This is a genomic window from Mesorhizobium opportunistum WSM2075 (assembly GCF_000176035.2).
In the GTDB taxonomy this organism is placed as follows: domain Bacteria; phylum Pseudomonadota; class Alphaproteobacteria; order Rhizobiales; family Rhizobiaceae; genus Mesorhizobium; species Mesorhizobium opportunistum.
The window spans coordinates 6,715,454-6,741,226 of sequence record NC_015675.1 but is presented as its reverse complement, the minus strand read 5'-3'; the positions used below and the strand labels follow the sequence as shown (position 1 = coordinate 6,741,226).

At 61.5% G+C, this 25,773-nt stretch carries 29 protein-coding genes and 1 pseudogene; 13 read left to right on the top strand and 17 right to left on the bottom strand.

From position 1 onward, the window contains the following. Positions 1–9 precede the first annotated feature (9 nt). The 3 genes from MESOP_RS32250 to MESOP_RS32240 all read right to left on the bottom strand — a co-directional run bounded on the left by MESOP_RS32250 (position 10) and on the right by MESOP_RS32240 (position 2,213). Positions 10–606: a histidine phosphatase family protein gene (locus tag MESOP_RS32250; RefSeq protein ID WP_013897188.1), complete on the bottom strand. Its 597-nt coding sequence runs from the start codon at positions 604–606 to the stop codon at positions 10–12. Then, on the bottom strand, positions 603–1,706 hold the full coding sequence (locus MESOP_RS32245; protein WP_013897187.1) for an inositol-3-phosphate synthase: 1,104 nt from the start codon (positions 1,704–1,706) through the stop codon (positions 603–605). Before MESOP_RS32245 ends, MESOP_RS32250 begins: the two co-directional genes overlap by 4 nt. A 231-nt stretch (positions 1,707–1,937) precedes the next feature. Then, on the bottom strand, positions 1,938–2,213 hold the full coding sequence (locus tag MESOP_RS32240; protein ID WP_013897186.1) for a hypothetical protein: 276 nt from the start codon (positions 2,211–2,213) through the stop codon (positions 1,938–1,940). Between the two features lie 219 nt (positions 2,214–2,432). On the opposite strand from MESOP_RS32240, the gene MESOP_RS32235 reads away from it, so the two are divergent. From MESOP_RS32235 to MESOP_RS32210, 6 genes are all read left to right on the top strand, one after another. Continuing rightward, entirely contained in the window at positions 2,433–2,891 is a 459-nt protein-coding gene (locus MESOP_RS32235; RefSeq protein ID WP_013897185.1) for a c-type cytochrome, read from the top strand. A gap of 92 nt (positions 2,892–2,983) precedes the next feature. Next, entirely contained in the window at positions 2,984–4,057 is a 1,074-nt protein-coding gene (locus tag MESOP_RS32230) for a c-type cytochrome (protein ID WP_041165147.1), read from the top strand. A 169-nt stretch (positions 4,058–4,226) separates the two neighbouring features. Next, entirely contained in the window at positions 4,227–5,294 is a 1,068-nt protein-coding gene (coxB, locus tag MESOP_RS36070) for a cytochrome c oxidase subunit II (RefSeq protein ID WP_083833328.1), read from the top strand. Continuing rightward, entirely contained in the window at positions 5,291–7,204 is a 1,914-nt protein-coding gene (ctaD, locus tag MESOP_RS32220; RefSeq protein WP_013897182.1) for a cytochrome c oxidase subunit I, read from the top strand. The genes coxB and ctaD overlap by 4 nt, the downstream gene beginning before the upstream one ends. Further along, on the top strand, positions 7,205–7,801 hold the full coding sequence (locus tag MESOP_RS32215) for a cytochrome c oxidase subunit 3 (RefSeq protein ID WP_013897181.1): 597 nt from the start codon (positions 7,205–7,207) through the stop codon (positions 7,799–7,801). After that, positions 7,801–8,748: a cytochrome c oxidase assembly protein gene (locus MESOP_RS32210; RefSeq protein WP_013897180.1), complete on the top strand. Its 948-nt coding sequence runs from the start codon at positions 7,801–7,803 to the stop codon at positions 8,746–8,748. Before MESOP_RS32215 ends, MESOP_RS32210 begins: the two co-directional genes overlap by 1 nt. Before the next feature lie 119 nt (positions 8,749–8,867). On the opposite strand, the gene MESOP_RS34560 is transcribed toward MESOP_RS32210, so the two are convergent. From MESOP_RS34560 to MESOP_RS32165, 9 genes and pseudogenes are all read right to left on the bottom strand, one after another. Beyond that, positions 8,868–9,026, bottom strand: a complete 159-nt coding sequence (locus MESOP_RS34560; RefSeq protein WP_013897179.1) for a DUF3309 family protein — start codon at positions 9,024–9,026, stop codon at positions 8,868–8,870. Positions 9,027–9,417: 391 nt separating this feature from the next. After that, positions 9,418–10,419 (bottom strand): annotated as a pseudogene (locus tag MESOP_RS32200) (UDP-glucuronic acid decarboxylase family protein); the annotation flags it as partial. 26 nt (positions 10,420–10,445) lie between these two features. After that, complete coding sequence (locus MESOP_RS32195) at positions 10,446–11,555, bottom strand: CgeB family protein (protein WP_013897177.1); 1,110 nt, start codon at positions 11,553–11,555, stop codon at positions 10,446–10,448. Next, positions 11,552–12,646: a CgeB family protein gene (locus tag MESOP_RS32190; protein ID WP_013897176.1), complete on the bottom strand. Its 1,095-nt coding sequence runs from the start codon at positions 12,644–12,646 to the stop codon at positions 11,552–11,554. Before MESOP_RS32190 ends, MESOP_RS32195 begins: the two co-directional genes overlap by 4 nt. Beyond that, positions 12,643–13,773, bottom strand: coding sequence for a CgeB family protein (locus tag MESOP_RS32185; protein ID WP_013897175.1), 1,131 nt, complete (start codon positions 13,771–13,773; stop codon positions 12,643–12,645). Before MESOP_RS32185 ends, MESOP_RS32190 begins: the two co-directional genes overlap by 4 nt. Before the next feature lie 2 nt (positions 13,774–13,775). Next, on the bottom strand, positions 13,776–14,876 hold the full coding sequence (locus MESOP_RS32180) for a glycosyltransferase family 4 protein (RefSeq protein WP_013897174.1): 1,101 nt from the start codon (positions 14,874–14,876) through the stop codon (positions 13,776–13,778). Then, on the bottom strand, positions 14,861–16,153 hold the full coding sequence (locus MESOP_RS32175; protein WP_013897173.1) for a TIGR04295 family B12-binding domain-containing radical SAM protein: 1,293 nt from the start codon (positions 16,151–16,153) through the stop codon (positions 14,861–14,863). The genes MESOP_RS32180 and MESOP_RS32175 overlap by 16 nt, the downstream gene beginning before the upstream one ends. Continuing rightward, positions 16,150–17,223 carry an NAD-dependent epimerase/dehydratase family protein gene (locus MESOP_RS32170; RefSeq protein WP_013897172.1) on the bottom strand — a complete coding sequence of 358 codons (1,074 nt, stop codon included), beginning with the start codon at positions 17,221–17,223 and terminating at the stop codon, positions 16,150–16,152. Before MESOP_RS32170 ends, MESOP_RS32175 begins: the two co-directional genes overlap by 4 nt. Further along, the gene (locus MESOP_RS32165; RefSeq protein ID WP_013897171.1) at positions 17,220–18,326 is read right to left on the bottom strand and encodes an NAD-dependent epimerase/dehydratase family protein; all 1,107 of its coding nucleotides are present in this window, start codon (positions 18,324–18,326) and stop codon (positions 17,220–17,222) included. The genes MESOP_RS32170 and MESOP_RS32165 overlap by 4 nt, the downstream gene beginning before the upstream one ends. 187 nt (positions 18,327–18,513) lie before the next feature. Here MESOP_RS32165 and MESOP_RS32160 point away from each other — a divergent pair, with 187 nt between their 5' ends. The 3 genes from MESOP_RS32160 to MESOP_RS32150 all read left to right on the top strand — a co-directional run bounded on the left by MESOP_RS32160 (position 18,514) and on the right by MESOP_RS32150 (position 19,720). Continuing rightward, positions 18,514–18,786: a hypothetical protein gene (locus tag MESOP_RS32160; protein ID WP_013897170.1), complete on the top strand. Its 273-nt coding sequence runs from the start codon at positions 18,514–18,516 to the stop codon at positions 18,784–18,786. Positions 18,787–18,972: 186 nt separating this feature from the next. Beyond that, a complete protein-coding gene (locus MESOP_RS32155; protein WP_013897169.1) occupies positions 18,973–19,212 on the top strand; it encodes a hypothetical protein in 240 nt (79 codons plus the stop codon). Positions 19,213–19,450: 238 nt separating this feature from the next. After that, positions 19,451–19,720, top strand: coding sequence for a death domain-containing protein (locus MESOP_RS32150; RefSeq protein WP_013897168.1), 270 nt, complete (start codon positions 19,451–19,453; stop codon positions 19,718–19,720). A gap of 57 nt (positions 19,721–19,777) precedes the next feature. On the opposite strand, the gene MESOP_RS35465 is transcribed toward MESOP_RS32150, so the two are convergent. Together MESOP_RS35465 and MESOP_RS35940 are read right to left on the bottom strand one after the other, a co-directional pair. Further along, positions 19,778–20,014, bottom strand: coding sequence for a hypothetical protein (locus MESOP_RS35465; RefSeq protein ID WP_150111250.1), 237 nt, complete (start codon positions 20,012–20,014; stop codon positions 19,778–19,780). Between the two features lie 72 nt (positions 20,015–20,086). Next, positions 20,087–20,290, bottom strand: coding sequence for a hypothetical protein (locus MESOP_RS35940; protein ID WP_167313532.1), 204 nt, complete (start codon positions 20,288–20,290; stop codon positions 20,087–20,089). Between MESOP_RS35940 and MESOP_RS32145 the strand changes: the two genes are divergently transcribed. Beyond that, a complete protein-coding gene (locus MESOP_RS32145) occupies positions 20,289–21,383 on the top strand; it encodes an AI-2E family transporter (protein ID WP_013897166.1) in 1,095 nt (364 codons plus the stop codon). The genes MESOP_RS35940 and MESOP_RS32145 overlap by 2 nt on opposite strands. Before the next feature lie 280 nt (positions 21,384–21,663). On the opposite strand, the gene MESOP_RS36510 is transcribed toward MESOP_RS32145, so the two are convergent. Beyond that, complete coding sequence (locus tag MESOP_RS36510) at positions 21,664–22,161, bottom strand: hypothetical protein (RefSeq protein ID WP_245265033.1); 498 nt, start codon at positions 22,159–22,161, stop codon at positions 21,664–21,666. Between the two features lie 427 nt (positions 22,162–22,588). Here MESOP_RS36510 and MESOP_RS32135 point away from each other — a divergent pair, with 427 nt between their 5' ends. Beyond that, on the top strand, positions 22,589–22,951 hold the full coding sequence (locus MESOP_RS32135; protein WP_013897164.1) for a response regulator: 363 nt from the start codon (positions 22,589–22,591) through the stop codon (positions 22,949–22,951). 226 nt (positions 22,952–23,177) lie between these two features. After that, positions 23,178–23,603 carry a hypothetical protein gene (locus tag MESOP_RS32130; RefSeq protein ID WP_013897163.1) on the top strand — a complete coding sequence of 142 codons (426 nt, stop codon included), beginning with the start codon at positions 23,178–23,180 and terminating at the stop codon, positions 23,601–23,603. A 59-nt stretch (positions 23,604–23,662) separates the two neighbouring features. On the opposite strand, the gene MESOP_RS32125 is transcribed toward MESOP_RS32130, so the two are convergent. Then, a complete protein-coding gene (locus tag MESOP_RS32125; protein ID WP_245265032.1) occupies positions 23,663–24,208 on the bottom strand; it encodes a response regulator in 546 nt (181 codons plus the stop codon). Between the two features lie 433 nt (positions 24,209–24,641). Here MESOP_RS32125 and MESOP_RS32120 point away from each other — a divergent pair, with 433 nt between their 5' ends. Then, on the top strand, positions 24,642–25,244 hold the full coding sequence (locus MESOP_RS32120; RefSeq protein ID WP_013897161.1) for a hypothetical protein: 603 nt from the start codon (positions 24,642–24,644) through the stop codon (positions 25,242–25,244). Positions 25,245–25,432: 188 nt separating this feature from the next. On the opposite strand, the gene MESOP_RS32115 is transcribed toward MESOP_RS32120, so the two are convergent. After that, positions 25,433–25,630 carry a DUF2934 domain-containing protein gene (locus MESOP_RS32115; RefSeq protein ID WP_013897160.1) on the bottom strand — a complete coding sequence of 66 codons (198 nt, stop codon included), beginning with the start codon at positions 25,628–25,630 and terminating at the stop codon, positions 25,433–25,435. Positions 25,631–25,773: the final 143 nt, after the last annotated feature.

Here is a 25,773-nt window from a genome sequence, read left to right as displayed (position 1 = left end):
CAGCTCCCGTCAGGCGACTTCATTCAGGCGAATGAGCTTTGAGCCCCAGTCGCCATGGACGATGGTGGTGATCGAGGCGGGCTCAATGTCGAAACGAAAGCAGTCGCCGAGCTGAAGGCCAAGGACCTTGCACACCGCAGCCTTGATGACGTCCGCGTGGCTGATCAGCGCGACGTATTGGTTTGGCTTCTGCTGGCGCAACGCATCCATCAGGCCGATAACCCGCTGCTGCGTATCCAGCATGGTCTCGCCGCTCGGCGTGCGTGCGTTCTGTCGCTGGTCATTCCACATTCGCCAGGCGGCATCGCCATTCAGCTCTTCGAACGTCTTGCCGGACCATGCACCGAAGTCGATCTCATCCAATTCGCGGCGGATCGAAACATGCTCGACGCCGCATGACATGGCGATGGGTTTCGCGGTCTCCAACGTGCGCTTGCGTGGACTGCTCAAAATCGCGGCAAGCGGCTCCCTCGCCATGCGTTGGGCCAGATTCTGAGCCTGTGACCGGCCGGCGGTGCCGAGGTCGATATCGTTCAGGCGGCCGGCCAGGCAGCGGCCGACGTCGTCATGCGCCGCATGCCGGACAAGGAAGAAGGTCGTGGTCATTCCGCAGCGTCGAGCATCGGCTCGTCCCTGCCTGCGATGAAAGCGAGCGTCCGCAGGCGGGCCTCGGCGTCGGTGAACTGCTCCGGTGGCGACTTCATGAAGTAACTGCAAGGCCCCGTGAGCGCCCCCGCAATGCCGCGATCGAGAGCAAGCTTGGCGCAGCGCACGGCGTCGATCACCACGCCGGCGGAGTTGGGCGAATCCCAGACTTCCAGCTTGAGCTCGGCATTCAATGGCACGCCGCCGAAAGTCGTGCCTTCGACGCGGATATAGGCCCATTTGCGATCGGTGAGCCAAGGCACATGATCGCTTGGTCCGACATGAATGTTGCCAGGTTCAAGCGGAACGTCGATCTGGCTGGTGACTGACTGTGTCTTGGAAATCTTTTTCGATTCCAGCCGCTCCCGCTCCAGCATGTTGAGGAAATCCGTGTTGCCGCCGAAATTAAGCTGGTAGGTGCGGTCGATACGCACGCCACGTTCCCGGAAAAGGTTGGCGAGCAGCCGGTGAACAATCGTCGCGCCCACCTGGCTCTTGATGTCGTCGCCGACAAGGGGGAGGCCTCGCTCTTCGAAACGTCGACGCCATTCCGGCCGCGAGGCGATAAAGACCGGAATGCAATTGACGAACCCGCATCCGGCTTCCAGAGCGCGTTCGGCATAGAACTGGGTGGCCGCTTCGGAGCCGACCGGCAAATAGGATACCAGCACCTGGGCTCCGCTTTCGCGAAGGGCTGCGGTCACGTCGGCGACCGGTTCGTCCGCTTCCTCGATTTCGTCGCGCAGATATTTGCCGATGCCGTCGAGCGTCGGCCCGCGTTCCACGCGCACGCCAATCGGCGCCACGTCGGCAAACCGGAAGGTGTTGTTTGGGGCGCTGTAAATTGCTTCGGCCACATCGCGCCCCACCTTGCTTTTGGCGACGTCGAAAGCACAGACGACCTCGATGTCGTCGACGTGGTAGCCGCCGAGATCGGCATGCATCAGCCCAGGGATAGGCTCGTTGCTTTTTGCCTGGCGATAGTAGGTTAGGCCTTGCACGAGGGAGGACGCGCAATTGCCGACGCCGACGACGCCGATGCGAACCTTTTTCGATGTCACGAAACTGCCGCCTCTGCTGTTGAGGGAACCTTCCACGTCACCGAACTGGGACGGGCCAGGAATGTTCCTTGAGAGCCGGAATAATTGCGAAGTCGAATCGAGGATCGGCATGTCTGCTTCGCAGACGGCCAGCACATAGACCGATCGCAACGCTCTATGACCGATTCTTGACCTCCCTGTTGGGCGCCACGGCTGCCGGGCTTGGGAGAGGTCTGTCCTAGATGGCCAGTTCTAGCGCGATTTTGACTTCAACTCGGCAAGTCGAGCTCTCGCTCCGTCTGCGATCACCTTTAGCTCGCTGGCCTGGGCGGCTTCGATCGCAAAGGCCCTGGACGGTAGGACGCCGGGATCTTCCTGGTGATTTTGAAGCTGCAGCTCATCCTCGATTTGCTCAAACAGGTGTTCGGGATTGCTGGAATCTTTGGCGGCTTCGGTGAGCAGCAAGGTCACGAGCACTCGAATAGCGTTCAGCCGGCCCTCGATTTCTTCGGCGGGAATATCTGACATTCTCTTCCTTCTTGCGGTCGGAGCCAGACTGCCGTTGTCGGCACGTGCATTAACAGCGTGGCTCCCCGGCCATCGCGGTGAAAACCTGATCACCGTTGTGTAAATGTCGTGCTTAAAAAGCCGTAGCTCGGCCAGTTGTTCCGATCCGGGTGCTCAAAACGCCGGCGAAGGCCATGGAACCTCGCCGGGTCTCCCAAGTTAAAGCGCGGGAGGAATACCATGTCGTTGAACGCCGCCCTCTTTCTGCTGGTGGGTTGCGCGCTCTGGGTTCCCGCCAACGCTGGTATCTGGGTCGCCGCAGAAGTCGAATGTGCGGGACCTGTCGAGCCGCCGGGTATGCCGACGTTCACGACGATCGAAGCTACACAGCGGGCCGAAGCGCCAACCGGATCTCAGCCCCCGCCGGATAGCGGGCTGTCGTTGTTCCTACGCAACGGTTGCGGCGCGTGTCATGCCATAAGAGGCACCGAGGCCCATGGGACGATTGGCCCGGACCTGTCCCACGTCGGGTCGCGAAGAGCAATTGGTGCGGGGGTCCTGCCGAACACCGAGGAAGCCATAGCACGTTTCATCGCTCGACCTGATTTACTAAAACCGGGTGTGAAAATGCCTGCGTTCGATATGCTTCCGCAAATCGAAATCCAGACGATCGCGCGCTACCTGAAAGCCTTGCAGTGATGCCCGGTCATCGGATCTATCCTCGGACAAAGGCGCCCAATGCCCCTTCCGAGGAAGAAGATGAGATCAGCAGGGTGACGAACCAGCCGATAATGGTCCGACTTAAGCACGTTCTCATTGCCGCCGTCTGTTTGCCTATCGTCATTTTGCTCGGAGCGTGGATTGGGTTTTTCAACGTTGGTGCCAGCACCGGCCATTGGAAGGTGACGGCCTGGTTTCTGGAACTCGCCATGCGCTCGGCCGTGCGCACTTATGCTTTGACCGTAAACGCGCCGAGAACTCTCGACAGGCGCGGGATCCCGGCAGCGGCCGGCCATTTTGCGCAAGGCTGCGCGATCTGCCACGGCGCACCTGGCGAACTTCGCTCGCCGGCGGTGCTGCGCATGCTTCCACAACCGCCGGATCTGGCGCTGACGGTCGGAGATTGGACCGACGCCCAGCTTTTTCGAATCGTCAAGCACGGGATACGTTTCACAGGAATGCCCGCATGGCCGGCCCGCGACCGCGATGACGAAGTCTGGGCGATGGTTGCTTTCCTGCGGGAACTTCCGAAACTCGATGCGAACGAATTTCGGGCACTTGCTTTTGACGCCGGGGGCGCAATAGGCAACGCGCAGCAGCCTACTAATCCGGGCGCACTCGCCAACTGCACTCGCTGCCACGGGAGTGACGGCGAGGGGAGGAGTGGTCTCATCCCTGCGCTCGCCGGGCAAAACGAAGCGTACCTGCTCGCCAGCCTCGAGGCCTTTGCCAGAGGCGATCGCACAAGCGGCTTCATGGCCCTGCCGGTGACCGGCATCACCCCTGCGGAGATGGCCGCGCTTGCCCGCCATTTTGCAGCACAGCCGCCGGTCTCGACGGACGGCGATCCAGTCCCGGCGGAAGTGATCAACAGAGGACAGCAAATCGCGGAGGCCGGAATTCCGGAACGGAACGTCCCTGCCTGTTCCGGCTGCCACATCGGCGCTGACAAGAATCCGAACTATCCCCGCCTCGACGGCCAGCACGCGCCCTATCTCGAAGGGCAACTGAAGCTGTTCCGGTCCGAGGGCAGGGGCGGTACGCAATTCTGGCGTATCATGGCCGCCGCGGCCCAACGCCTTACGGACGAGGACATACGGGCAGCAGCGGCCTATTTCTCCAAGCGCTCTGAAGGCCGTCAATGAATACATCTGGATGTCGCGGAAGTCTGCCGAGCAGGGAAGGGCGGTGCCACGTAGCCTGCGTCGAGGCAAGCTCAAGGAACTTTATTCTTCCCTACCGGTTCTAAAACTCACGGATGGCCGGTTAGGCAGGCAGCCGAGTGAAGCGTCTTCCTCTTGGTGACCACCCCGAATGGATCTTTGGCCGGCTCACGAGATGCAGAACTTCGGGGTCGGCGACTGCCCCGGACGTCCACCGTCGCAGTTATGGCGCGTAAATACCGCAAAACAGAAGAACGCCGCCAATGAGGCAGAAGGCAAGGAGCGTCGCAAGGTAGAAGCCGGGCTCGCCGAAAATCTTGATGTCGCGTCTGAGACTCACGGCTCCGCCCCTTCGACATGGGAAGAATCCAACAACACGGAACGGGACGGGAGAGTTCCGGATGCCGCGCTCCCCCTGTTTCGGGGTGTCTCCGAGAGGGTCCGGTCGCCGTTGGCCGGTCCGCTGGCTGTCATTGTTGGCTCCGCTCTCCTTCCGGGCTGCGCCGGCGTGCAGTCGGCGCTAGATCCGCATGGCGAGCAGGCCGACACGCTGGCTGTTCTGTTCTGGACCTTCATGGCGGTGCTCGGTGTCGTCTGGCTCGTCACCATGGCTGGCCTGCTACTCGCGCTGACTCACCGGCGCGACAGTCGGGGCGAACCGGCAGAAGGCGCGCGCCCAGCCGTCAAACGGCCGATGCTTATCGCCTTTGCCGCGATGCTGACGTCCACCACCATCATCCTCTCAGGTTTGGCGCTGCTCAGCTTCGGCGGACAAAGGGCGATTTTTGCAGATGGGGCCGCCGGCGCGCTGGCGATCTCAGTCACGGGCCACCAGTGGTGGTGGCAGGTCCGCTATGAAGGAAACGACGGCTTCGAAACGGCGAACGAGATTCGCATCCCGGTCGGCAGCCCGGTCGACATCAAGCTCGCCACAGCGGATGTCATTCATTCGTTCTGGATACCAAGTCTCGCGGGCAAGCTCGATCTCATCCCCGGCAAAAGCAACGAACTCCGTATCGAAGCGAGCAAGCCCGGCATATATCGCGGCCAGTGTGCCGAATTTTGCGGTCAGCAGCATGCGCATATGGCGATATTCGTCGTGGCGCTGGAGCCGAACGATTTCCAACGCTGGCGCGCCGGTCAGGCTGCGGCGGCAAAGCCGGTCGATCTGGCGCAGCAAAGCGCCGTGACGTCCACTTTGCCTGAGAACTTGCAATGAGCCTTTCGGTCGAAGAACCTCGCGCGGCCCGTGACTCCGATCTGGGCGACGAGGAACTGCGCGCAAGGTTGAACAAAACCTGGGGCACCACGCGCGGCCTAATCGGCGCCCTTTCAACCGTCGACCACAAGATCATCGGAATCCGCTATGCCGTGACCGCCTTCGCGTTCCTGCTCGCCGGCGGCATTCTAGCGATCATCATGCGGCTGCAGCTTGCGCGACCGGACAGTCACCTCGTCGATGCCGAGCTCTACAACCAGCTTTTCACCATGCACGGCACCACGATGATGTTCCTGTTCGGGGTGCCCGTCGGCGAGGCGTTCGCCGTCTACCTCGTGCCGCTCATGGTCGGCACGCGCAATATCGCCTTTCCGCGCCTCAACGCCTTTTCCTACTACGTCTACCTGTTCGGCGGCCTGATGTTATGGGGCGGGTTCGCGTTGAGCATTCGCCCGGATGTCGGTTGGTTCTCTTATGTGCCGCTCGCAAACCTGGATTTCACTCCAGGCAAGGGGCCCGACTACTGGGCGCAGATGATCACCTTTACCGAAGTCGCTGCGCTTGCGGTATCTGTGGAGATCGTCGTCACAGTGCTGAAGCAGCGCGCGCCGGGCATGACGCTCGACCGTATCCCGCTGTTTGTGTGGGCGATGCTCGTCAACTCCTTTATCATCATCTTCGCCATGCCGGCGATCATGCTTGCCTCGTCGATGCTGATCATGGAGCGGCTGGTCGGCACCCAGTTCTTCAATGCCAAAGCCGGCGGCGACCCGCTGCTTTGGCAGCACCTGTTCTGGTTCTTCGGCCATCCCGAGGTGTATATTATCTTCCTGCCCGGAACCGCTTTCGTCTCGGCGATCATCGCAACCTTCGCCCGGCGGCCGATATTCGGTTATCTGCCGATGGTGCTGTCGCTGATCGCGATCTGCTTCCTGTCCTTTGGTCTATGGGTCCACCACATGTTCGTGACCGGCCTGCCACAGGTCGGCGCGGCATTCTTCACCGCCTCCAGCATGGCTATCGCCATTCCGAACGGCGTCCAGATATTCTGCTGGATCGCCACGCTCTGGGACGGAAAGCCGGTGCTCAAGACCCCGCTGATCTTCGTGTTCGGCTTTTTCTTCATCTTTGTCGCAGGCGGACTTTCGGGTGTCATGCTGGCGTCGGTGCCAATCGATACGCAGGTACACGATACCTATTTCGTCGTCGCCCATTTCCACTATGTGCTGATTGGCGGCACTCTCTTTCCGCTTGTCGCCGCCGTCTACTATTGGTTCCCGAAGGTGACGGGTCGGCTGATGGATGAGCGGCTCGGCAAGTGGCAGTTCGCTCTCGCTTTCATCGGTTTCAATATCGCCTTTTTTCCGATGCATCTGCTCGGCCTGTGGGGCATGCCGCGCAGGGTCTATACGTACCCGGCGGAGATGGGCTGGGGCGGGCTCAACCTGCTCGCCAGCGCCGGTGCGCTGCTGTTCTTCGCAAGCTTCGTGCTGATGCTTTACAATATGGCCGTCAGCGCCCGCTCCGGTCCCGTAGCCGGCGACAATCCCTGGAATGCCGATACGCTGGAATGGGCGACTACCTCGCCGCCCCAGGCGCAGAATTTCGATCGCATTCCCTATGTCACAAGCGGCTCGCCGCTTTGGGATGAGGACGATGTCAAGCCGGTGGTGAGCGGCCTCAAGGTCGACGAACGCGAACTGGTCGTGACAAGCGTCACCGAGGCCCGGCCTGATATTCGCGAGGAACCTCCGGCGCCTTCGATTTGGCCCTTTCTGGCGGCGTTCGCCACCGCCGTGATCTTCATCGGTTCGATCTACACGCCATGGGCGATAACCTGGGGTTCGCCTGTCGTCGCCATCGTGCTCGTTGCCTGGTTCTGGCCGAAATCCATGGAGGAGAACACCTAAATGCCCCGCACGGTCATCGATGTCTCGGGTTTGCCGACCTATGCCTTCGGCTCGCGCGTCACCCCATGGTGGGGCACCTTCTCCTTCTGTCTGCTGGAAGGAACCGGCTTCGCCCTTGGAATCGGCGGCTATCTCTACCTGGCCGTCACCAACAAGGATTGGGCGAGGGATGCCATTCCCTTGAACCTGGTCTGGTCCTCGCTCTTCACGCTTGTCCTTGTTGTCAGCGCGCTGCCGAACTTCCTGACGAGGCGCGCGGCGATGCGGGAGGACTTGCGCCCGGTCCGCCTGCTGCTGCTCGTCATGAGTGCGGTCGGTCTGCTGCTCATCGGGCTGCGCATCATCGAATTTTCGGCGTTGCCGGTACGCTGGCGCGACAATGCATACGGTTCCTTCGTCTGGCTGCTGCTCGGCCTGCACGGTGTGCATGTGCTGACCGACGTCGCCGATACGCTTGTCCTGACCGTGCTGATGTTCACGCGGCATGGCAGGGGTAAACGCTTCAGCGATGCCGAGGACAATACGTTTTACTGGAACTTCGTCGTGCTCTCGTGGCTGCCGCTTTACGCGGTGCTTTATTGGGTGCCGAGACTTTGATGCGGATTGCCCGCCTCTTTCGCCGGGCGTCGTTGCTCGGAAGACTCCTTTCGGCGCCATGCGCGTTGCTGGCGCCGACCGTTGCGTTCGCCCACGGCGCGGACCAGGTACCTGGCGGCTGGTCATTCTCCGCCATGACCGTCATTCCGCTTGGCGTCGTATTGTTCCTCTATACCTGCGGTGTTGCCCGGCTTTGGTGGCAGGCAGGAGCGGGACGCGGCGTCACTTGGCGGCAAATGAGCTGTTTTGTGGCGGGCTGGGCGGCGCTTGGACTGGCACTTGTGTCTCCGCTGCATGGACTGGGCGAGCGGCTCTTTAGCGCGCACATGATCGAACACGAGGTGCTGATGATCGTCGCGGCTCCCGCGCTTGTACTGTCGAGGCCTTTCGGCGCCATGTTGTGGGCATTTCCGCCCTCCACGCGGCGGCACCTTGCCGGCGGCGCACATTGGGCATTTCTGCGAATGACATGGAGAAGCCTGAGTGAGCCGGCCTCCGCCACCGTCCTGCACGGTCTCGCCATCTGGCTATGGCATATGCCGGTCCTGTTCAATGTCGCACTTGCCAGCGAGCCGGTGCACTGGCTGCAGCATTTCAGCTTCTTGACGAGTGCGCTGCTCTTCTGGTGGGCCTTGCTCAATGGCCGCGCCCGCCGCAAAGGCCACGGCGCGTCGGTGTTTTATCTGTTCTTCACCTCCATGCATTGCGGTCTGCTCGGCGCGATTCTGGCCCTGTCGAAAAATCAGATATTCGCGGGGAACGACTCGGCAGCACCGCAATGGGGCCTGACAGCGCTTGAAGACCAGCAACTCGGCGGCCTGATCATGTGGGTGGGCGCCAGCGCGTTTTATTTAGCGGCCGCGTTGATCCTTGCTGCGCTTTGGATCGGCAGCGGATCGTCCGCGAAGAAGAAAGTCGGTGGCAGCGCGAGTTCCGTTCGGGATTGACCCGACACCTGCAGGATGACTGCCGACCTCTGCTGTCGAACCGGCTTGCCGCCATCGGCCGCGACCGGATGTCATCTCACCACCTGCGGACGGAACAGCTCATTCCTTCCAATCGGCCCTCAAACCCGGCCCATGAGCGCCAGGATCACCAAGATGATAAGGATGACGCCGACGATGCCCGATGGCCCATAGCCCCAGCCCGACGAATATGGCCAGGTCGGTATCGCGCCGATTAGCAGCAGGATCAGAATAATGATAAGGATTGTGCCGAGGCTCATATCTGTTCCTCTTCAAGGTGGTGCGCGGACCTGCTACTGAGCCGCTTTTTCGTCATGACATCTGACGCTCAAGGCTCAGTCCAGCCTGCGCAACATGTCAGCTTCCTGCTCGAGGATGCTGGCGACTTCTTCGCGTTGGAGATGCGTCATCATCAGGCTGACGCAACATTCGAGATACGTGATGGACGATCGTCGCAGGAAGTCGGCGGTTTGCGCGGCCGCCATCTGCTCGATGTCCTTGGCTGATCGCTTCGACTGCACGACTGCGTTCTCCGTGCCGGGGGTTATCGGGCCCAACCAGAATCTCTGTCGGATGTTCCCCTTCGGCGTAAAGAACGCGGGTCGCATCCGGATTGTCGCGGCCGCCAGGTTCAAATCCACCTGCGCCCGACCTGTTTGTCGCTGCGACCGGCGGCTCTGCCGCACCGTTGCCAAGATCGGCGAAATAAATGACCGTCTGCAGCAGACCTTGCCTGAGCGGCACTTTGGGCGACCAGCCAAGAAGCGACCGTGCACGGGCGATGTCGGGGCGCCGCCGGCGAGGGTCGTCTTCCGGCAAAGGCAGGAATTTCACGGGCGATCTGGTGCCGGTCAGTTCCCTCACCAGGCCTGCCAGATCGAGGATGGTGAATTCTCCAGGGTTACCCAGGTTGATCGGCTGGCGCGGATTGGGCTCGATATCCATGAGCCGCAACAGTCCTTCGACCAGATCGGTGACGTAGCAGAAGGACCGGGTCTGTCGGCCATCGCCGAATATCGTCAGCGGCCGCTTTTCCAGCGCTTGCATGACAAGGTTCGAGACGATGCGGCCGTCGGCGGGATCCATCCTGGGCCCATAAGTGTTGAAGATGCGGGCAACACGGACATCGGCCATGTCGGCTCTCAGATAGTCGAAGCAAAGCGTCTCCGCGGTGCGCTTGCCTTCGTCGTAGCAGGCGCGCGGGCCGGTGCAGTTCACATGGCCGAGATAGTCCTCGCGTTGGGGATGTTGTTCGGGATCGCCATAGACTTCGCTCGTTGATGCCTGCAGGAACCGTGCGTCGTCGCAAACTGCAAGCTCGAGCAGATTGAGCGTTCCGATCACGCAGGTGCGCGTCGTGTGGATGGGATCGGCTTGGTAGCGGGGCGGCGATGCCGCACATGCCAGGTTGAAAATACGATCGACCGGCTCGCCGAGCTCGAGCGGATTGCAGATATCTTGCTCGATCAGCCGAAATCGCGATTGGCCGATGAGCGACGTGATGTTTTCTATTCGGCCGGTGAGAAAGTTGTCGACACAGATTACGCGATAACCATCGCGAAACAGGGCTTCGCATAGGTGCGAACCGAGAAAACCGGCACCGCCGGCGACAAGCACCGTCCGTGTCCGTTGGGCCTTTTTTGAACGCCGCATCTCTGTGTTCTCCTGTCGTCTGCCTGTCATGCTGCACTCTCGACGCCCAGATCGAGCACCGGACGGATCTGTCCTGACTGCGTCAGTGCGGACGTGAATTCACGTGCCCGAGCGGTTCCCGTGTGTCTTGCCAGGACCAGCGAATGTGCCTGTCTGGCCATACGGAGTCTTGCCCTGTCTGACTGTGTCAGAAGGATTCGCGTCACATCATCCGCGCTGCCGGCCGTCTGGATCGCCGAAGCCGGAAAGAAATTACCGAGGCCGGGCCAGCGGTCGCTGATGATCGGCGTCCCGCACGCTGCAGCCTCGAAAAGCCGCACGCTGGGCGACCATCCGGCTGCGATCATCGAGGTGCGTGTCACATTTAGCGTGTAGCGCTGCCGGCTGTAGAAATCGGCATGCTCGGCAGGCGGCAGATGTTCGATCCGCGCGACATTGTCTGGCCAGGCGATATCGCGAGGATATTGCGCGCCCGCCACGACGAAGCGTCGATCCGGGAGCCGACGCGCAGGCTCAAGCAGAAGTGCTTCCAGGGTCTGCTGCCGGTCCGCGCTGTAGGTGCCGAGGTAGCCTAGATCCCATTCGATCGTATTGCCGTTTCGATGGTGTCGCTCGGGATCGACGGAACAGTAGAGGGGCTCTGCCCGGCGGGCGCCGAATTCGGATGTCAGGCGTTCGAGAGTCGGCCCGCCCGTAAAGGAGAAATAGATGTCGAAATAGGGAATCTGCCGGCGGGCCAGATAATCGCAATCATCTTCGGCAACCCTTGCCAGCGTCACCGGCGTGTCGATGTCATAAAAGCAGAATTGCCCGGTGCGCAGCGACGCGAGCTCGTCGATGATCGCTCTGCCCTGGGGTACGAAGGAACCGACCACCACGACATCGGCCCGCTGAAGCACTCGCTTGTGCTTGCGGTGGAGTTCGTCGACCGTGTCGTAATAGCGCAAGCGGCAGAAATCGGGCTCGCGCAGGTCGCGATGATGTGCGTACCAGGGCACGTCGCGCTCCAGGAATGTGACACGATGGCCGAGTTTGTTGAGCGCTCGCAACAGCCCCCGAAAGGTGGTCGCATGGCCGTTGCCCCACGAAGAGGACAACGAAAGACCGAGGAAAACGATATCGAGCGGCTTCGTCATTCCGCGGCCTCCACGGTCCGGCGCTCGAAATGCGCCTTGAAGATGGTATCAACCAGTTCAGCTCTCAGCGTGTAGGTGTGTTCGGCAAGAACGCGCCGAAGCGCTGCCGCGCCGATCGCCTTCGCCCGCCGTGGCCTGAGCGTGCGCGTAATCTCGGCAACATCGGCGCCGTCCCGCGCGACCAGGATTTCCTCCCCGGGCGTCAGGAACATCTCAATGCCGGCCCAGGCGTCGGTGATGAGGCAAGCGCCAGCTCCAGCCGCCTCAAAGACCCGTGTAGCGGGCGAAAATCCGTTGGTGGCCATGCTGTCACGGCTGATATTCAGCACCGCTTTTGGCGTGACGTTGAAAGCATTGTGGTCTCGGGTGCCGACATGCCCAAGCCAGGAGACATTCGCCGGCAGCTGCTTGTCACCCCAGCCGGATCCGCCGAGCAGGAAGGTTTGGCCGGCCGAGGCACGCGCGGGCTCGAGAAAGAATGACTCGACCCGTGCCTCGCGGTCCGGCAGGCGATTGCCGAGAAAAGCGAGATCGCAGGTGAAGCGGGGGTCCTGGGCAACAGGGAAGTGCGTCTCGGGATCGAGCGCATTGTAGATAGGCACGCATTCGGCCGCGCCAAATCCTCTGTAATCCCAAACGACGGGATCGCCGCCGCCATAGGTCAGCACGAGGCCGATCCTCTTCAGCGCCTCGTGGAGTGGATGGTCGGAATCGTTTCGCAATTCGCCGAGTGTCGCCGGGGCGTCGACATCCCAGAACACCGTCAGCGCGTCGCTGCGGGCGTGGTCGAGCACAGCGCGCAACAGGGCTTCGTCTTCGTAGCCGACGCCGCTGGCCTTGACGACGATGTCTGCCTGCGCGGCACGGGATGCGACCTCCATCAACCCATCCGGCGTTGCGTCATAGACGACGACGCCGCACCAGTCGGGGGGCTCGATATCGCGGTGTTTCTGCCGGTCGAAGGCATCCGGCTCATAGAAGACGATATCGTAACCGCGTCGGGACAGGGCCTTCAGCAGGCCGCGATAATAGGTGGCGGCGCCGTTCCAGTAGGACGACAGCAGACTGGATCCGTAAAACGCGATTTTCATGCGGCGGCCTCCTTTGTTGATGCGCCCTCGAATGCATGCCGATTGCCGCATGCGACGAGTATGTCGAACAACTCATCCACGCGGCGCCGGCATGTATGGCGCGCGAGAATGGTTTCCAGTCCGGCTCCTGCCAGCGCCTTTGCAAGCTCGACGTCATGCAGCACGTCGCGCAGGTGCTGCCGCATCTCGGCACCGTCGCGGGCGAACAGGAAATCCGTGCCGGAACGGAACAGTCCTTCGACGTCCGACCAGGGCGCCGAGACAAGAGGGATGCCGCAGGCCAATGCCTCGAACATGCGGATCGTGGGAATGCCGGGCAGGTGTTCTCGGTAAGGCCGGCGCGGGATGTGCACTGTGACACGGTGCTGCGCGAACGCTTTCGGAACGTCCGCATTGGCGATCCAGCCCTCGTAGCGCAGGCCGGCATCGGCGAGTGCGGCCAGTGCTCCCGCTGGATAGCGCACGCCATGAACGGTTCCCGACAGGCCGAGCTCGCGTGCCGGATCGATCAGGAACTGCTGGATTTCGGCGCTGCGTTCTTCATCGCCCCAATTGCCGATCCAGACCAGCTCCGACACAGGCTCGATTTCGGGGTGCGGCCTGAACAAACGATCGTCCGCTGCCTCGTGCCAGGTGAAGGCCCGTTTGCCCCAACCGGCGCGAAGATAGCTCTCCCGCAATGCCTCGCCAAAAACCAGAACGCCGTCAAAATGCTCCAGGTGGAGCGCCGAAATCGACTGCGTCGACGAGACGGCGCGGTGGTGCGTGTCGTGGAACAGAAGCGTGAATTTGCCGCCATTGAGCTTGGCTCGCCCAATGCGGGCGACGAGATCTGGATCCGTCCACTCATGGACGATCACCACATCGGAGTCGGCCATCCATGCCTCGTGACCGAAAGAAGCATCGTAGGTCACCGGAACGAGCTCGGGGAAATCCTTGCGGAAACGTTCGATGGCGAAGGGGCCTTGCTCGGTCAGCAGGTTCGAACGGCTCCACCCGTCGGCTGGCTCGAGCGCGATCACTTGATGCCCGCGCGTGATGAGCTCGCGCATGATGCCGCGCTGGAAATGCGCATTGCCATGGTTCCAGTCGGACACCACCGAGTGGGTGTAGAACACGAATTGCATGATCAATGCCCCGCCACGGCCATCGCCGCCTGATCGTAGATTTCGCGCATCGCCGCCGACTGCGCCTGCAATGAATATCTGCGCGCACGCCGAGCGCCGCGCCGGCTGAGTTGGCGCCGCAAATCCGCGTCGCGGGCGAGGCGGGCGATGCATTCTGCAAGCGCGTGCGGATCACGTGCGTCGAAGAAGATGGCCGCGCCGTCCCATATCTCGCGATAGGTTGCAATGTCGGCGAGCACTAATGGCGTGCCCGAGAGCGCGGCCTCCAAAGCTGCAAGTCCGAAGGGCTCGTAGATTGACGTTGAAACGAAAATACTGGCCCTGGCCATAAGCTGACGTGCCTCGGCGTGGCCGATCGAGCCGAGCGAGACGCAATGATCGAGACAAGCCCTTTGTCCAGCCGCTCCTTCGAGCGGGCCGGCGGCATAGACCGGCCATTCGGCGATCGCAGCCGCGGCATCCAGCACCGCCGCGTTCTTGCCATCGTCCCACCAGCGAGCGGCTGCGAGGACGAACGACTCGCGGCGCGACGCAAGCGGGCCGGGCAAGGCGCCGTTGTGGACGACGCTCAACCGCGCGATCGGCCCGTAGCAGGTCTCAAGCATGTCGGCGTGGCTTCGACTCGGCGCGACGACTACCCCGGCGCGATCGAACCCAGCCCTGTTGCGATCTTTCTGCCAGGCCCAATCGCCCGCCACGGCTTGGCCGCGCACCGCATGCTGCCATGTCACGATGCAGGAATGCGAGACCGCGACGATAGGGCAAGGCAGATCGAGCTTCGCCGCTTGCGTAGGTGCGTTGAGGTGGACGAGATCGGCGCCATAAGCGGTCGCAAGGGCCTTCAGCTCGCCAGGAAACTGCTCGAGATCGTTCTCGTCGCGTGTCATCCAGTCAGGCGGGCTTTCAAGCCATTCGAGCGTGGTGAACGATTGCGCCTCCCTGACCTGCTCCGCCGAAGGCGGAGGCCCGAGACCCGCCAGCATGATGCTGTCGCCGCCGGTCGCAAGCTCGCGCGCCAGATCGAGCGAATAGCGCCAGACCCCGCCGACGGCATCGGTGGTCATCAGGATACGTCTCGGGCGATAGGTCAATGATTGCAGCATGAGCACTCCAACTCGGCAAGCGCGCGTGGACGCTGGTCCTGGATGTCGCTGAATGCCTGGAACGAGGCGAGGTAGTGCTCATGCGCACGCTCCCAAGCGAAATCGTCGGGTTCTCCCCACAGCTCGCGGTAGCTGGGCGAACTTGGATAAGGATAGAGCGGCACCGGCTCGTTGGCCCAGACGCCGTTGTCGATGAGGTGCTTGCGCCAATAGTCCACCAGCGCCGGATCGTCCTCGACCACGCCGATCAGATTGGCTTGGACGAAAGGGACATGACGGCGGGCATTGACCAGCAGCGCGGCCAATTCCTCGGTCCCAAGTCGGCAGCGCTTGGCCAGCATCTCGCGGCCTTCGACGGTCAGGCTTTCGAGGCCGGCTTCGATCGAGACGCAGCCGGCTTCGCCCAGCAATTCCAGCAGCTCCGGTTTCCAGAGATCGATCCGCGTCTGGACGCCGAATTGGACGTCGCGCTCGATCAACCCCTCAAGCAGCGCTTTCTGCGGCAGGAAGATCTCGTCGATAAAATACACATAGCCGACGCCCTGCGCGATCAGGCCGTCGATCTCGGCAACGACGGCGTCATGGTTCCTGCGCCGGTACGCATCGCGGAAATCGATCTTCGCGCAGAAGCTGCAATTATAGGGGCAGCCCCGGGACGCCTCCACTTCCGCGCCGGCACCTATCTGGTTCGCGTCGAACCGGTGATGATGGTGCGCATGGGCCGCGATCCAGTCCGACGGCCAATGGAGCGCTGGGTGGTCGACGAAGCCGCTGACATGCACTCCGCCGTTTGAGATCAATTCGTCGTCTTCAAGCCGAGCCGTGTGCGAAACGGCGCTCCAGTCGCTTTGACGGGCAAGCTCCGCCACCACTTCCTCGCATTCGCCGCGCACGACGATGTCGACGCCAAGCTTGCGCAGGGTAGGGGCGGGCGTCGCCGAGCCGTGCGGCCCGACAGCCACGGTGCGGCCGCCGCGCCCGGCGAGATGCTTCAGGAATTCTGCCGGTACCCGCAGCTCCGGCTGCGCGCAGCGCCAGAAGAGGTAAGTCGGCGCGGTCGTCACCACCGTCATATCCGGCTCGAACGCCGCTACGTGCTTGGCAAGCGCGGCGTTGTCGAGATCCTGCAGTTGCCCGTCCAGCATCAGCACGGCGTGACCGTCCGCTTCCAGCAGGGCTTTGGCGTAACCAAGCTCCAGCGGCAGGTGCGGTTGGCGGCAACCGAAGTAGATGCTGTGTTCGTATGTCCAGTGCGGGTTGACCAGTGCGATTTTCATGCGACGTACCTCGCTGCTTCGGGAGCTGGCTGGAGACGGTGCCGCAGCAGCCAGCCGGCGAGATCGCGGACACCTTCGCGCCACGGGACATGCGCGCGCCAGCCGAGAGCGTCCTCTATCTTGCGGGTATCGGCGACGAAGAAAGGCTGATCGCCGGTGCGTTGCAGATCATGGCGAAGCGCAACGTCGCGGCCGGTTATGGCGGCGATCTCCGACAGCAGCGTTCGCAGGCTGACCGCATTGCGCGGTCCGCCGCCGAGATTGAAGGCCTGCCCCTTGAGATCTTCGATCCTGGCCAACAAGCCGCGATAAGCGGCAACCGCATCGGACACATGCAGGATGTCGCGCACCTGCTTGCCGTCACCGTAGACGGTGATGGGACGGCCGCTGAGCGCGCTCAGCAGGAAATGCGCGACCCAGCCCTGATCCTCGGTGCCGAACTGGCGCGGTCCGTAGATGCAACTCATGCGCAGCACCGCGGTCGGCAGGCCGTAGGACTTGGCGTAGTCAAGGACATACTGGTCCGCCGCGCCCTTCGAGCAGCCATAGGGCGTGCAGAAATTCAACCCGATCGTTTCGTCCACGCCGTTGGCGCGGATGGCTTCGTCGCTGGGCTCGTAGCGATCGTCCGCTTCCCGCACCGCGACCTGGGGCAAGCTGCCGTAGACCTTGTTGGTGCTGGCAAAGACCACCGGCACGCTCGCCAGACGTGCCGCTTCGAGCACGTTGAACGTGCCCTTGAGATTGATGTCGAGGTCTTCCGTGGGATCGCGCAGGCTGGTGGTCACGGCCGTCTGCGCAGCCAGATGGAAGATCGCCTTGGCCGGCGCCAACGCCGAAACCAGGCTACTCTGGTCGCGTATGTCGACAGTTTCCACACTGAGATGGCTGCCGTGTTTTTGCGCCAGCCATTGGAGGTTCTGTTCGACGCCGGGACGGCTGAGATTGTCGATGACCAGCACCGGCTCGCCATCCGACAACAAGCTGTCGGCGAGATTGGAGCCAATGAAGCCGCTGCCGCCGACAATCGCTGCAGGTCGATTGCGATGATCGCGATGAGGTTGTCTCATGACACCAGCCCTCGCTCTTCAAGCTCGCGCTTCATGTCGGCACCACGATCGACGGCGACGCTGTTGCGAACCCAGGCTGCGAATTCGCCGAGCGAGTTCTCCAGCAGATGGCTGGGTTCGAAGCCGAGCAGCTCGCGCGCCTTGGCGATGTCGGCGAAGCAATTGCGGATGTCGCCCGAGCGCGCCTTGCCGAGGATCTCGGGGGGACGCTTCGGAACGCCCATCGCCTCGGCAAGCAGGCGGGCGACTTCGCTGATCGTGTAGGATCGCCCGCTGCCGATATTGATGGCGTGGCCGGCGGCCGGGCGCTGCTCCAGGGCCAGCCGGAAAGCGCGAGCCACGTCGCGCACATGGACGAAGTCGCGCTTTTGGTTGCCGTCCTCGAAGATCATCGGCCGTTTGCCGTTGGCAAGGCGCGAGGCGAAGTTGGCGAGCACGCCGGTGTAAGGATTGGCGAGCGCCTGTCCGGCGCCGAAGACGTTGAACAGCCGCAGCGCTACCGCATCCAGATCGTAGGCCTGGCCGAAGATCAGCACCGCGCGCTCCTGCGCATATTTGGTCAGCGCGTAGATCGAGGCGAGGTCGGGCCGCTTCTCCTCGTCGGTGGGCACAGGCACTAGCATTTCGCCCGCGGCCGACAGCAGGTCCCACTGGCCGGCCCTGACGTCGACCGGGCTGCGGCGGGCACCGTTGATGCGCCGTCCATCCGGTGTCTCGTAGAGCCCTTCGCCGTAGATGCTCATCGACGAAGCGACGACAATCCGTTCGAGGGGCTTCTTGATCAACGCCTCGAGCAGGGTCGCCGTGCCGAGATCGTTCGTGCCGACGTAGCGGGTGATTTCGTACATGGATTGGCCGACGCCGACCTCGGCGGCGAGGTGGATGACGGCGTCGATGTGCGAGACCGCTTCGGATACTGCGCCTCGGTCACGCACATCGCCCTTTATCAGCTCGGATTCAGCTGGGATGCTCACGGTTTCGCCGCCGTGCACCTGGTCGAGGAGCACGTCCAGGATGCGCACTTCATAACCATGTTCGACGAGTTCCTGGGCGACATGCCGGCCAATGAAACCGCAGCCCCCTGTAACCAGTACACGTTTCACGAGAACTCCTTGCGGATTTGACGTTGGGCTTCCGAACTGCGGGACAAAAGGTTTGTTCCCTGCTTCAACAAAGTTCCTCGCCGCCGTTCCGGATGCTGCGAGTTGGATGCCAGGCTGCCTTGCTTGGAACATTGCCCTTTGCGTGCTGTTAGAACCGCATCGGTTCCGCAGCGAGAAAGGGAAAGCCATGTCCGAGGCGAAGACGACCACCAACCACGATGAAATCCGCAAATGGGTAGAGGAGAGGGACGGCCGTCCCGCGGTGATCCGTACGAAGGGCGAGGGCGGCATATTGCGCATCGACTTCGGTGAGCCGGAGGAGGCATTTGAACCGGTCGAGTGGGAGGAGTTCTTCCGGATATTCGAGGAGAACGATCTTGCCTTCCTCCACCAGGACGAGCCCGGCAGCGGAGGAACCAGCCGCTTCAACAAGTTCGTCGAGCGCAGCCGGAAGGGTTGAGCTCGCGCCGGCATCGCTGCCATAGCTTTGCAAGCGTGTTGACGTTGCGGACCTCACGGCCGGTCGTCTGTCGCCCAAATTGGGCCGGGACATTCAAGCTTCGAGATATTGGCCAGAGGCGGCCGCCGTGGGATGGAACTATTTTGAGCATTCAGCCGTTCCGGGCGGAAAAGCGGAGTGGCCGCCATGGGACTGTTTTCCGATCTGAACAAAAAGCTGGCCGAGAACATCTATGCGCATGGCAATTACTTGAGCGACCCGGGAGCCGATCTGCCGCAGCGAGTCAACGAGACGGTAGATCTCCTTATGCCATTCATCCAGCCGGAGGCGCGCGAGGAGGTGAGGCTGCAAATCCTAGGCATCATCCACGAGCACATGTATGACGAGACCGAGATTGGATTGCGGGATCCAGCCGCCGGGGAGTGAGAATTCCTTCTCGTGACGATCGGTGACACTCGCTGGCGCGTGGCTGGCCTGATCCGGCGCAAGACCGCTGCACCTGCCTTGAATCGCTCGGCGTCCAACCTGCCACACAGCATTGGCGGCCGATTCTGGTGATCACCCGCGGACAGACGCCACCTAGCTGGGTCGTCAGGAATCCAAGGCAACGATTATCGCTGGATGGCGTTCGTTCATCATCGACGCCCTTCGAGGAGGATTCAAGATGACCAAGAGCGCAGGTAAAATTCGAGATACGCTGGCGGTGGTTGAAGAACACGAGATCGAGCATTTCGCGCGCCAGAATGGGGTCACCACAGAACAGGTGAAGCGGCTCATCGCGCAACATGGCAGTGACCGGGTTGCCTTGACCCAGGCGGCGAAGGCGCTGAGGCAAGCCGGCAATCAGGATGCCAGCGGGGCCGACAAAGTGACAAGACAGGCACATAGGCAGGCCACGCCGATGCATCTTGGCAAGACGACCAGGCCTGGCTGAAACGCCGCCCGATTTGTGCGGTCAGTTACGGCATCGTCGAACTGACCCAAGCGCCAGCTAACATCCATGATTTTTCGTTCTCTTCCGTGACGGCGGCTTAAGATTCGCGGCGGACGGCGGCGGTTTGCCCGCCGGCGTCCCAGCCAGGCGCTGTTCGCGCAGCCGGGCCGTCTTCGCCTGGCGCGCCAGGCGTTCCGCTTCAAGCAGTTCGCGCGCCACAAGGGATGTGCGCTCATGTCTGTCCTTGTCGATTTTCCGTACGGCCACGGGTCGTTCCAAATCAATTTCGGTCATTGGAGCCGTATCCAACTGACCCGGGGGCCGGTTGTTCCGAAGCCCACCGTTTCTTGGTTCCAACAGGGAACATCAGTGCCATTTGCCGGTTTTGTGCGCGGTGTGGTGATCCTGATCGTGCTCAAGAAACGATCGGAGTCGTAAACAGCCAAGGCCACCCACGAGCAGCAACAGCGGATCACGGAGGAACGCCTCAACACCGGACATGCGGGCAAAGATTTCAGCGCCGAACGGACGCACCGGGCTCGAACAATCGTCGCCGGCTCTTACAGGCATGACTGACCCCGTCCGCGAACCGAGTGACAGCTCGCACGCAAGCCAGTCGTCGCGCCTGCGCCTTGTGACATTCTTCACAGGCGGGCTCTTCCTCCTGGCAATCCTTGCCGCCTCCTTTGCAGCGAGCGCCATAGTGCTTCCGCTCGTGCTTGCGGTCGTGCTCAAGTTGCTCCTGCAACCCGCTGTCAGCCTGCTGGAACGCTTTTTCGTGCCGAGGGCACTGGGAGCGATTTTGCCGATCGCCCTGGTGGTTGGGATATTGGTCGGCCTTGTGGCCGCCCTGTCCGAGCCCGCGGCGACGTGGGCTCAAAAACTGCCCCAGGGCGTGCCAAGATTGGAAGCGCATTTGATGGTGCTAAGCGGCCCGGTGCACAAGTTGCAAGGCGCGCTGGAAGTTGCTGAGGAAGTCGCAAACGCGCCTCCGCAGGGGCACACCATGGTAGCGGTACGCAGCGATCTCGGTCTTGCCGGGACATTGTTCGCCGGCACCAAGGCCGTTCTGGACGGACTGCTCACGACGGTCCTGGTTCTCTATTTTCTCCTGTTGTCGGGTGACACGTTCCTTCGGCGCCTCGTCGAGATACTGCCGGATTTCGGCGACAAACGACAGGCCGTCGAGATTTTCCAACGGATCGAAAGTGACATATCCATTTATCTGCTGACGATAACACTCATGAACGCTCTGGTCGGATTGGCCACCGCAGCAGCCATGTATCTGTGCGGGATCGGAGACGTACTGTTGTGGGGCACGACTGCGTTTCTGCTTAATTTCGTTCCCTTTTTGGGTCCTCTCCTCGGGGTCGGTATTTTTCTGCTGGTGGGGCTGCTTGGGTTTGATAGTCTGTGGTGGGCGCTTCTTCCGCCGGGGCTGTATTTCCTGATTCATCTCATCGAAGGAGAGACGGTCACCCCCCTCCTTCTGGCGCGCCGCTTTACCTTGAATCCCGTTCTTGTCGTCCTGTCCCTGATATTCTGGTTTTGGATGTGGGGAGCGCCGGGGGCGCTTTTGGCGTTCCCGCTACTGGCTATGCTCAAGATCATTTCCGATCGGCTGTCGTCGCTGAGAGCCTTGGGCCATTTCCTGGAACGATGATGGTCAAGCAATACAGCGCAAAACACCAACTTGGTCCGGCGCATGTCGAGCGTGCAGCCAGCCCGGTGGTGCAGGCGCGACATTTATACGTATGAAACTCTATCCCTTCTGGCCGCGCGAATCCTGATCCTTGGCTTCACGCAACACCCGCACGATCGCATCGACCGGTGATGGATCGGCCGCTGGTTGAATTTTCCGTGGCCACAGACGGCGAAGAAGCCTTCTTAGGTTTGGCATCGAAATAGCCTCCTTCCGCTATAAACTTGTGGTGCGCCGGCAACTATCGCAGCAGTGCGGCAAGCAGCAGCACGGCTGCCGCCAGGACCACGAACGCCGCAATCACCAGCACAGGTCCCGTCCTGGTCGGCTGAAGGTCGGGCGCGTTCTCTGGACGCCGCATTGCGTTGGCGAAGCTCGCCTGGTTGGTGAAATTTGGTTCATGCCGGACAGCGGGGCGGGCTGAATTCGCGGAACTCCCCGCCTCGGCGTCCGTCTCCTGCGGCGCGGCCGCTGGATCGAACCCGGGTGTCTTGTCTTGAGTTGTGCCTGCCTGGATTTCGCCCCGGTCCTCGGCAGGGGTCCGCTCGTCAGGTAAGGTCATCGGGCAACTCCTTCGCAACAAAACATCTGTCGGGCCTTGCTGTTCCAGATGGATATGCTGGAGGTGAAGAACAACGCGCCGTTCGGTAGCGCATTTTCGGTTATTCCGTCCGGTATTGCGGGTGACGATCGTGAGGGCAGCCGGAACAATTCCAATAGGTGCGCCTTTAATCTTCACTATTCCACGACGGCGGCCGCAGGCTGCACAGCCAAAGAAAGGGCATGTGATGAATCCCTTACTCCCGCTGGATACATTGGCGGCACCTAGAGGCGACGGGCTGCACCCCAAGCTTGCCCGTCTGCTCAGATCACACCTTATTTTGGGTGCGCCTGGCGTGGTCGTGCTCGGCCAAGCCCAAGGTGACGGCCTGGTCCAGGCCGGCCCCCATCCGGTCGGCAATGTGGATGAAGCGTCGCAAAAGGGCGTGCTTCGCTTCCCCGAGCGACCCTCAAGTTCCGGGCCCGGAAGAATTGAACAAGACGTCAGGCAATCTTCGCGGCCCCCACTCGCTCGTTGAGTCGGGAGCAGTCCTCCGCCTCCCTTCATGATGGAACCGGCCGGCCGGCGTTTTGTTAGGTCCGCAGGTGGACGCCGGGAGGCGAATATGAAGGCGCCATTGGCACTGATCGTAGAAGACGAATATCTGGTCGCTTCGGACGTTGCAGACGGACTGAAGCAAAATGGGTTCCGAGTAGCCTGTGTAGCCTCTGAGCATGCGGCCGAAACCTGGTTGGCCGACAACAGGCCGGATGTGGCCGTCATCGATATTCAGTTGCTGGACGGGCAGCGCGGTGTTGCCGCCAGCCGGCTTAAGGCACTGAATGTGCCTTTCATAGTGCATTCAGGTTATGATCCTGCGTTCCAGGCGCCTGTCTTTCACGATGCGCCATACCTGTCGAAGCCGGCTGCGATCCCGGATCTGGTCAAGCTCGCAAACCAGATCATCGAGAAACGCGCCGCACTGTAGGAGCCGATACTCCACCTTCTGGCGGCGGCGCAGCCCGATACACGAATTCCATCTTCCTCCGGAACATTGCTGACGACTGTCAGTTCGATATTGTGCAGGCGCCGTCGATTGGCACCTGCCCAAGATCGGTGGGCAATCCTGATCGGCCCGCGCCCCGGTCGCTTCGACGGGCCTTGCCGACTTGCCCGGTATGAACCGGTCGGACAACAATGGACGGGAGCCAATCATGAAACACCAAACGCTCGATCAATTGCACGCGATCGCGGATATCAATCCGCTCGTGCCGCTCGAGACAAAAGCTGAAAAGATAGAGAGGTGGGCAGAACTGCTCGACAAGAATCCGTTGCGCTGTCTCGCCGCGCTCACCGGCACCGAACATCTCTATCCAGCCATGCGAGAAGAGGCGCGGGCGCCAGGATCGCCACTCACAGTCGCCTTCGAGGATCCGCTGCTCAGGGCCTCGGGATTGCAGTCCGACACCTATGGGGAAGCCAGGCGCTTCTTTGAACTCTCCGATTGGGAATTGCACGAAATCGTCTGCAGCTGCCATGCCGGCGCAACCATGCAGGCCAGTTGGGCTGCTGGACGCGTCCGCCGGATCATCACCGGCAATCGGTTCCTTGCCTGGCTGAGAAGTCGCTTCATGCACTGACCGAACGGGGCTTTGGGCGGCGACTGTCGCGATAGTCGCCGGTAGTGCTCGGACGGACGTCAATGCAGCAAACTTGATCCGCTTGAACGGGCGATCTTGGCCATAATGCCAGTCAGCCAATCGGCGGTCGCCTGTCCCGTCGGCTTCGATTCGACCTCGTCGAGGGCCCTCTCCAGCGTGCGTTCGACCAGCCGGTCCGAAGCACTTACGTCGCCAAGCAGCAGCCGCGCCGCAAGCCTCAGCTTTGGCAGAAGGCCAAGAACATCGTCTGAACCGGTTCCCTTCGACTTGGCTCCTGATCGGGTAGATTGCGGAGCGAACAAAGCGTCGAACACGGCGGTCCTGGACGCTGATTTGGAAAGGCTGCTGGCGTGTCTCAGATGTTCCGGGATGGCTATGTCCTGATAACCGCTGAAGAACACGAACGGTACGTTGCGACGCATCAGTTCGTCTGCAATCGGGAACACCCGCCGACCCTTGAGGTCTATGTCCAGAATGGCGGCTTCGGCAGCCTGCGTGTGGCGTTCGGCTCGCTCTACCGTTGCTACGGGGCCGAGGATAACAGCACCCATGTCGCCGAAGAATTTTGCCAGATCGTCGGCCAACAGCCACTCGTCTTCGACGATCAGTAAGCGAACACCTGTCAAGTCTGGCACAGAGCGGTCCCTCGTTCAGTTCATAGCAGTCTTGGAGAATGTACGTGCCTTCGCATTGCTACGCCCGATGCAGCCAGCCAAAGCCCGGCCTGCACAGAGTTTCCGTTACTCCTATTCCCGAAAGAGAGACTGCTACTGCAAATCTTTTACCAGTGGGTTTACCGTGGGGAGCGTCTCGCAGAACCATGCCATCGGAAAATTGTTTGTAGAACGTGGTGAGGGAGAAGTCGTTCCAAAGCCGGTTGCGTTTGGACATCAGGATTGTGCCGTTCGGAACCATTAGTCCGGCGCGCAGTTCGGACCCGCAGGACGTTGGGTACAAATGCAGCTCGCGTGAGAATCCCATGAAAACCACAACGGTTCGGTGCCGGAGAGCGTTGCAATGCTGAACGATCCGATGGTGCTGGTTCTGATGTACTTCGTACTGCCTGTCTGGCTGGTCGCCGGATTTGCCGACTGGCTCTGCCATCGTGCCACGCACATCGAATCGACGACCGGAGCAAAGGAATCGCTGATCCATCTGCTGATGTTCGCCGAAGTCGGCATTCCTTTGCTCGCGGCGATGTTCCTGGAGGTTAACGCCTTGGTCATTTCCGTGATGATGATCGTTTTTCTCATCCACGAGGCGACCGCCATATGGGACGTGCGCTATGCGACCACCGCGCGTACCGTGAGCCCGATCGAACAGCACGTCCACAGTTTCCTTGAAATGATTCCGCTGATGGGGCTTGTCAGCGTGGTTTCATTGCACTGGGGCCAGTTCCTGGCACTGTTCGGATTTGGGCCTGAGAGTGCTCGCTTTGGCCTCGCCTGGAAGGAGCAGCAGCTGCCTGTCGGGTACGTTGCAACTGTGATGAGCGTGATCCTGCTGTTCGAGCTGCTGCCTTATGTAGAGGAGTTTTTCAGGGGCTTGCGAGCCAATTCCGGCCGGCTGGTTCCTCCTAAGGCCCGGCGAAACAAAGGAGGTGAGACGGCCACGCGGTGAGTGAGCCGTTGCGCGTTGAGGCCTGTCTCAGCCGCTCTGATCGATCGCGTGAGGCGCAGGCTGCTGACCGAGCGGGCGCCTCGAGTCTCGACCCGCCCAAACCCAGACGGCGATCAATAGAAGGACGATTACTGCGATTGCAATCCATGCAAAGGTTCGCGACATCGGAAGTCCTTCCGCTGAGGCTCCTAGCCACCCGACTTGTTTGTGTCTGGATCCGAGGCGGTGCCGACTGCCGGCGCGACTAGACCCCGTTCGGCCTGCGAGCCTTCAGATTCGATCACCTGGACTGCCTGATCCCAGTGCTCCTGTTCCCGCCCTTCCGGCCGCCGCTCCCGCTCCCGGATTTCGTGGGCGCTGCGTCTGATGCGTTCTTCCCTGTCCATGGCTGCTGCCTCTTCGCGCGGAGCCGACACCTACACGCGCCCAATCGGCAGTCCGGTGATTTGTTCCATTGAGTCTGGACCGGTCGGCCTTGTCGCGCCTTGGGGAACGCTCTTCCGACTCTCCGGTTATCCAACAGGCCAAC

Bases quoted from the DNA above. Each gene is read 5' to 3' on its own strand.
- MESOP_RS32120 (WP_013897161.1), top strand. From the start codon at position 24,642: ATGCTGAACGATCCGATGGTGCTGGTTCTGATGTACTTCGTACTGCCT.
- MESOP_RS32235 (WP_013897185.1), top strand. From the start codon at position 2,433: ATGTCGTTGAACGCCGCCCTCTTTCTGCTGGTGGGTTGCGCGCTCTGG.
- MESOP_RS32250 (WP_013897188.1), bottom strand. From the start codon at position 606: ATGACCACGACCTTCTTCCTTGTCCGGCATGCGGCGCATGACGACGTC.
- MESOP_RS32215 (WP_013897181.1), top strand. From the start codon at position 7,205: ATGCCCCGCACGGTCATCGATGTCTCGGGTTTGCCGACCTATGCCTTC.
- MESOP_RS34560 (WP_013897179.1), bottom strand. From the start codon at position 9,026: ATGAGCCTCGGCACAATCCTTATCATTATTCTGATCCTGCTGCTAATC.
- MESOP_RS32145 (WP_013897166.1), top strand. From the start codon at position 20,289: ATGACTGACCCCGTCCGCGAACCGAGTGACAGCTCGCACGCAAGCCAG.
- MESOP_RS32160 (WP_013897170.1), top strand. From the start codon at position 18,514: ATGTCCGAGGCGAAGACGACCACCAACCACGATGAAATCCGCAAATGG.
- MESOP_RS32130 (WP_013897163.1), top strand. From the start codon at position 23,178: ATGAAACACCAAACGCTCGATCAATTGCACGCGATCGCGGATATCAAT.
- MESOP_RS32175 (WP_013897173.1), bottom strand. From the start codon at position 16,153: ATGAAAATCGCACTGGTCAACCCGCACTGGACATACGAACACAGCATC.
- ctaD (WP_013897182.1), top strand. From the start codon at position 5,291: ATGAGCCTTTCGGTCGAAGAACCTCGCGCGGCCCGTGACTCCGATCTG.
- MESOP_RS32230 (WP_041165147.1), top strand. From the start codon at position 2,984: ATGGTCCGACTTAAGCACGTTCTCATTGCCGCCGTCTGTTTGCCTATC.
- MESOP_RS32135 (WP_013897164.1), top strand. From the start codon at position 22,589: ATGAAGGCGCCATTGGCACTGATCGTAGAAGACGAATATCTGGTCGCT.
- MESOP_RS32185 (WP_013897175.1), bottom strand. From the start codon at position 13,773: ATGCAATTCGTGTTCTACACCCACTCGGTGGTGTCCGACTGGAACCAT.
- MESOP_RS32210 (WP_013897180.1), top strand. From the start codon at position 7,801: ATGCGGATTGCCCGCCTCTTTCGCCGGGCGTCGTTGCTCGGAAGACTC.
- coxB (WP_083833328.1), top strand. From the start codon at position 4,227: ATGGATCTTTGGCCGGCTCACGAGATGCAGAACTTCGGGGTCGGCGAC.
- MESOP_RS32170 (WP_013897172.1), bottom strand. From the start codon at position 17,223: ATGAGACAACCTCATCGCGATCATCGCAATCGACCTGCAGCGATTGTC.
- MESOP_RS32240 (WP_013897186.1), bottom strand. From the start codon at position 2,213: ATGTCAGATATTCCCGCCGAAGAAATCGAGGGCCGGCTGAACGCTATT.
- MESOP_RS32150 (WP_013897168.1), top strand. From the start codon at position 19,451: ATGACCAAGAGCGCAGGTAAAATTCGAGATACGCTGGCGGTGGTTGAA.
- MESOP_RS35940 (WP_167313532.1), bottom strand. From the start codon at position 20,290: ATGCCTGTAAGAGCCGGCGACGATTGTTCGAGCCCGGTGCGTCCGTTC.
- MESOP_RS32155 (WP_013897169.1), top strand. From the start codon at position 18,973: ATGGGACTGTTTTCCGATCTGAACAAAAAGCTGGCCGAGAACATCTAT.
- MESOP_RS32195 (WP_013897177.1), bottom strand. From the start codon at position 11,555: ATGACGAAGCCGCTCGATATCGTTTTCCTCGGTCTTTCGTTGTCCTCT.
- MESOP_RS35465 (WP_150111250.1), bottom strand. From the start codon at position 20,014: ATGACCGAAATTGATTTGGAACGACCCGTGGCCGTACGGAAAATCGAC.
- MESOP_RS32180 (WP_013897174.1), bottom strand. From the start codon at position 14,876: ATGCTGCAATCATTGACCTATCGCCCGAGACGTATCCTGATGACCACC.
- MESOP_RS32190 (WP_013897176.1), bottom strand. From the start codon at position 12,646: ATGAAAATCGCGTTTTACGGATCCAGTCTGCTGTCGTCCTACTGGAAC.
- MESOP_RS32115 (WP_013897160.1), bottom strand. From the start codon at position 25,630: ATGGACAGGGAAGAACGCATCAGACGCAGCGCCCACGAAATCCGGGAG.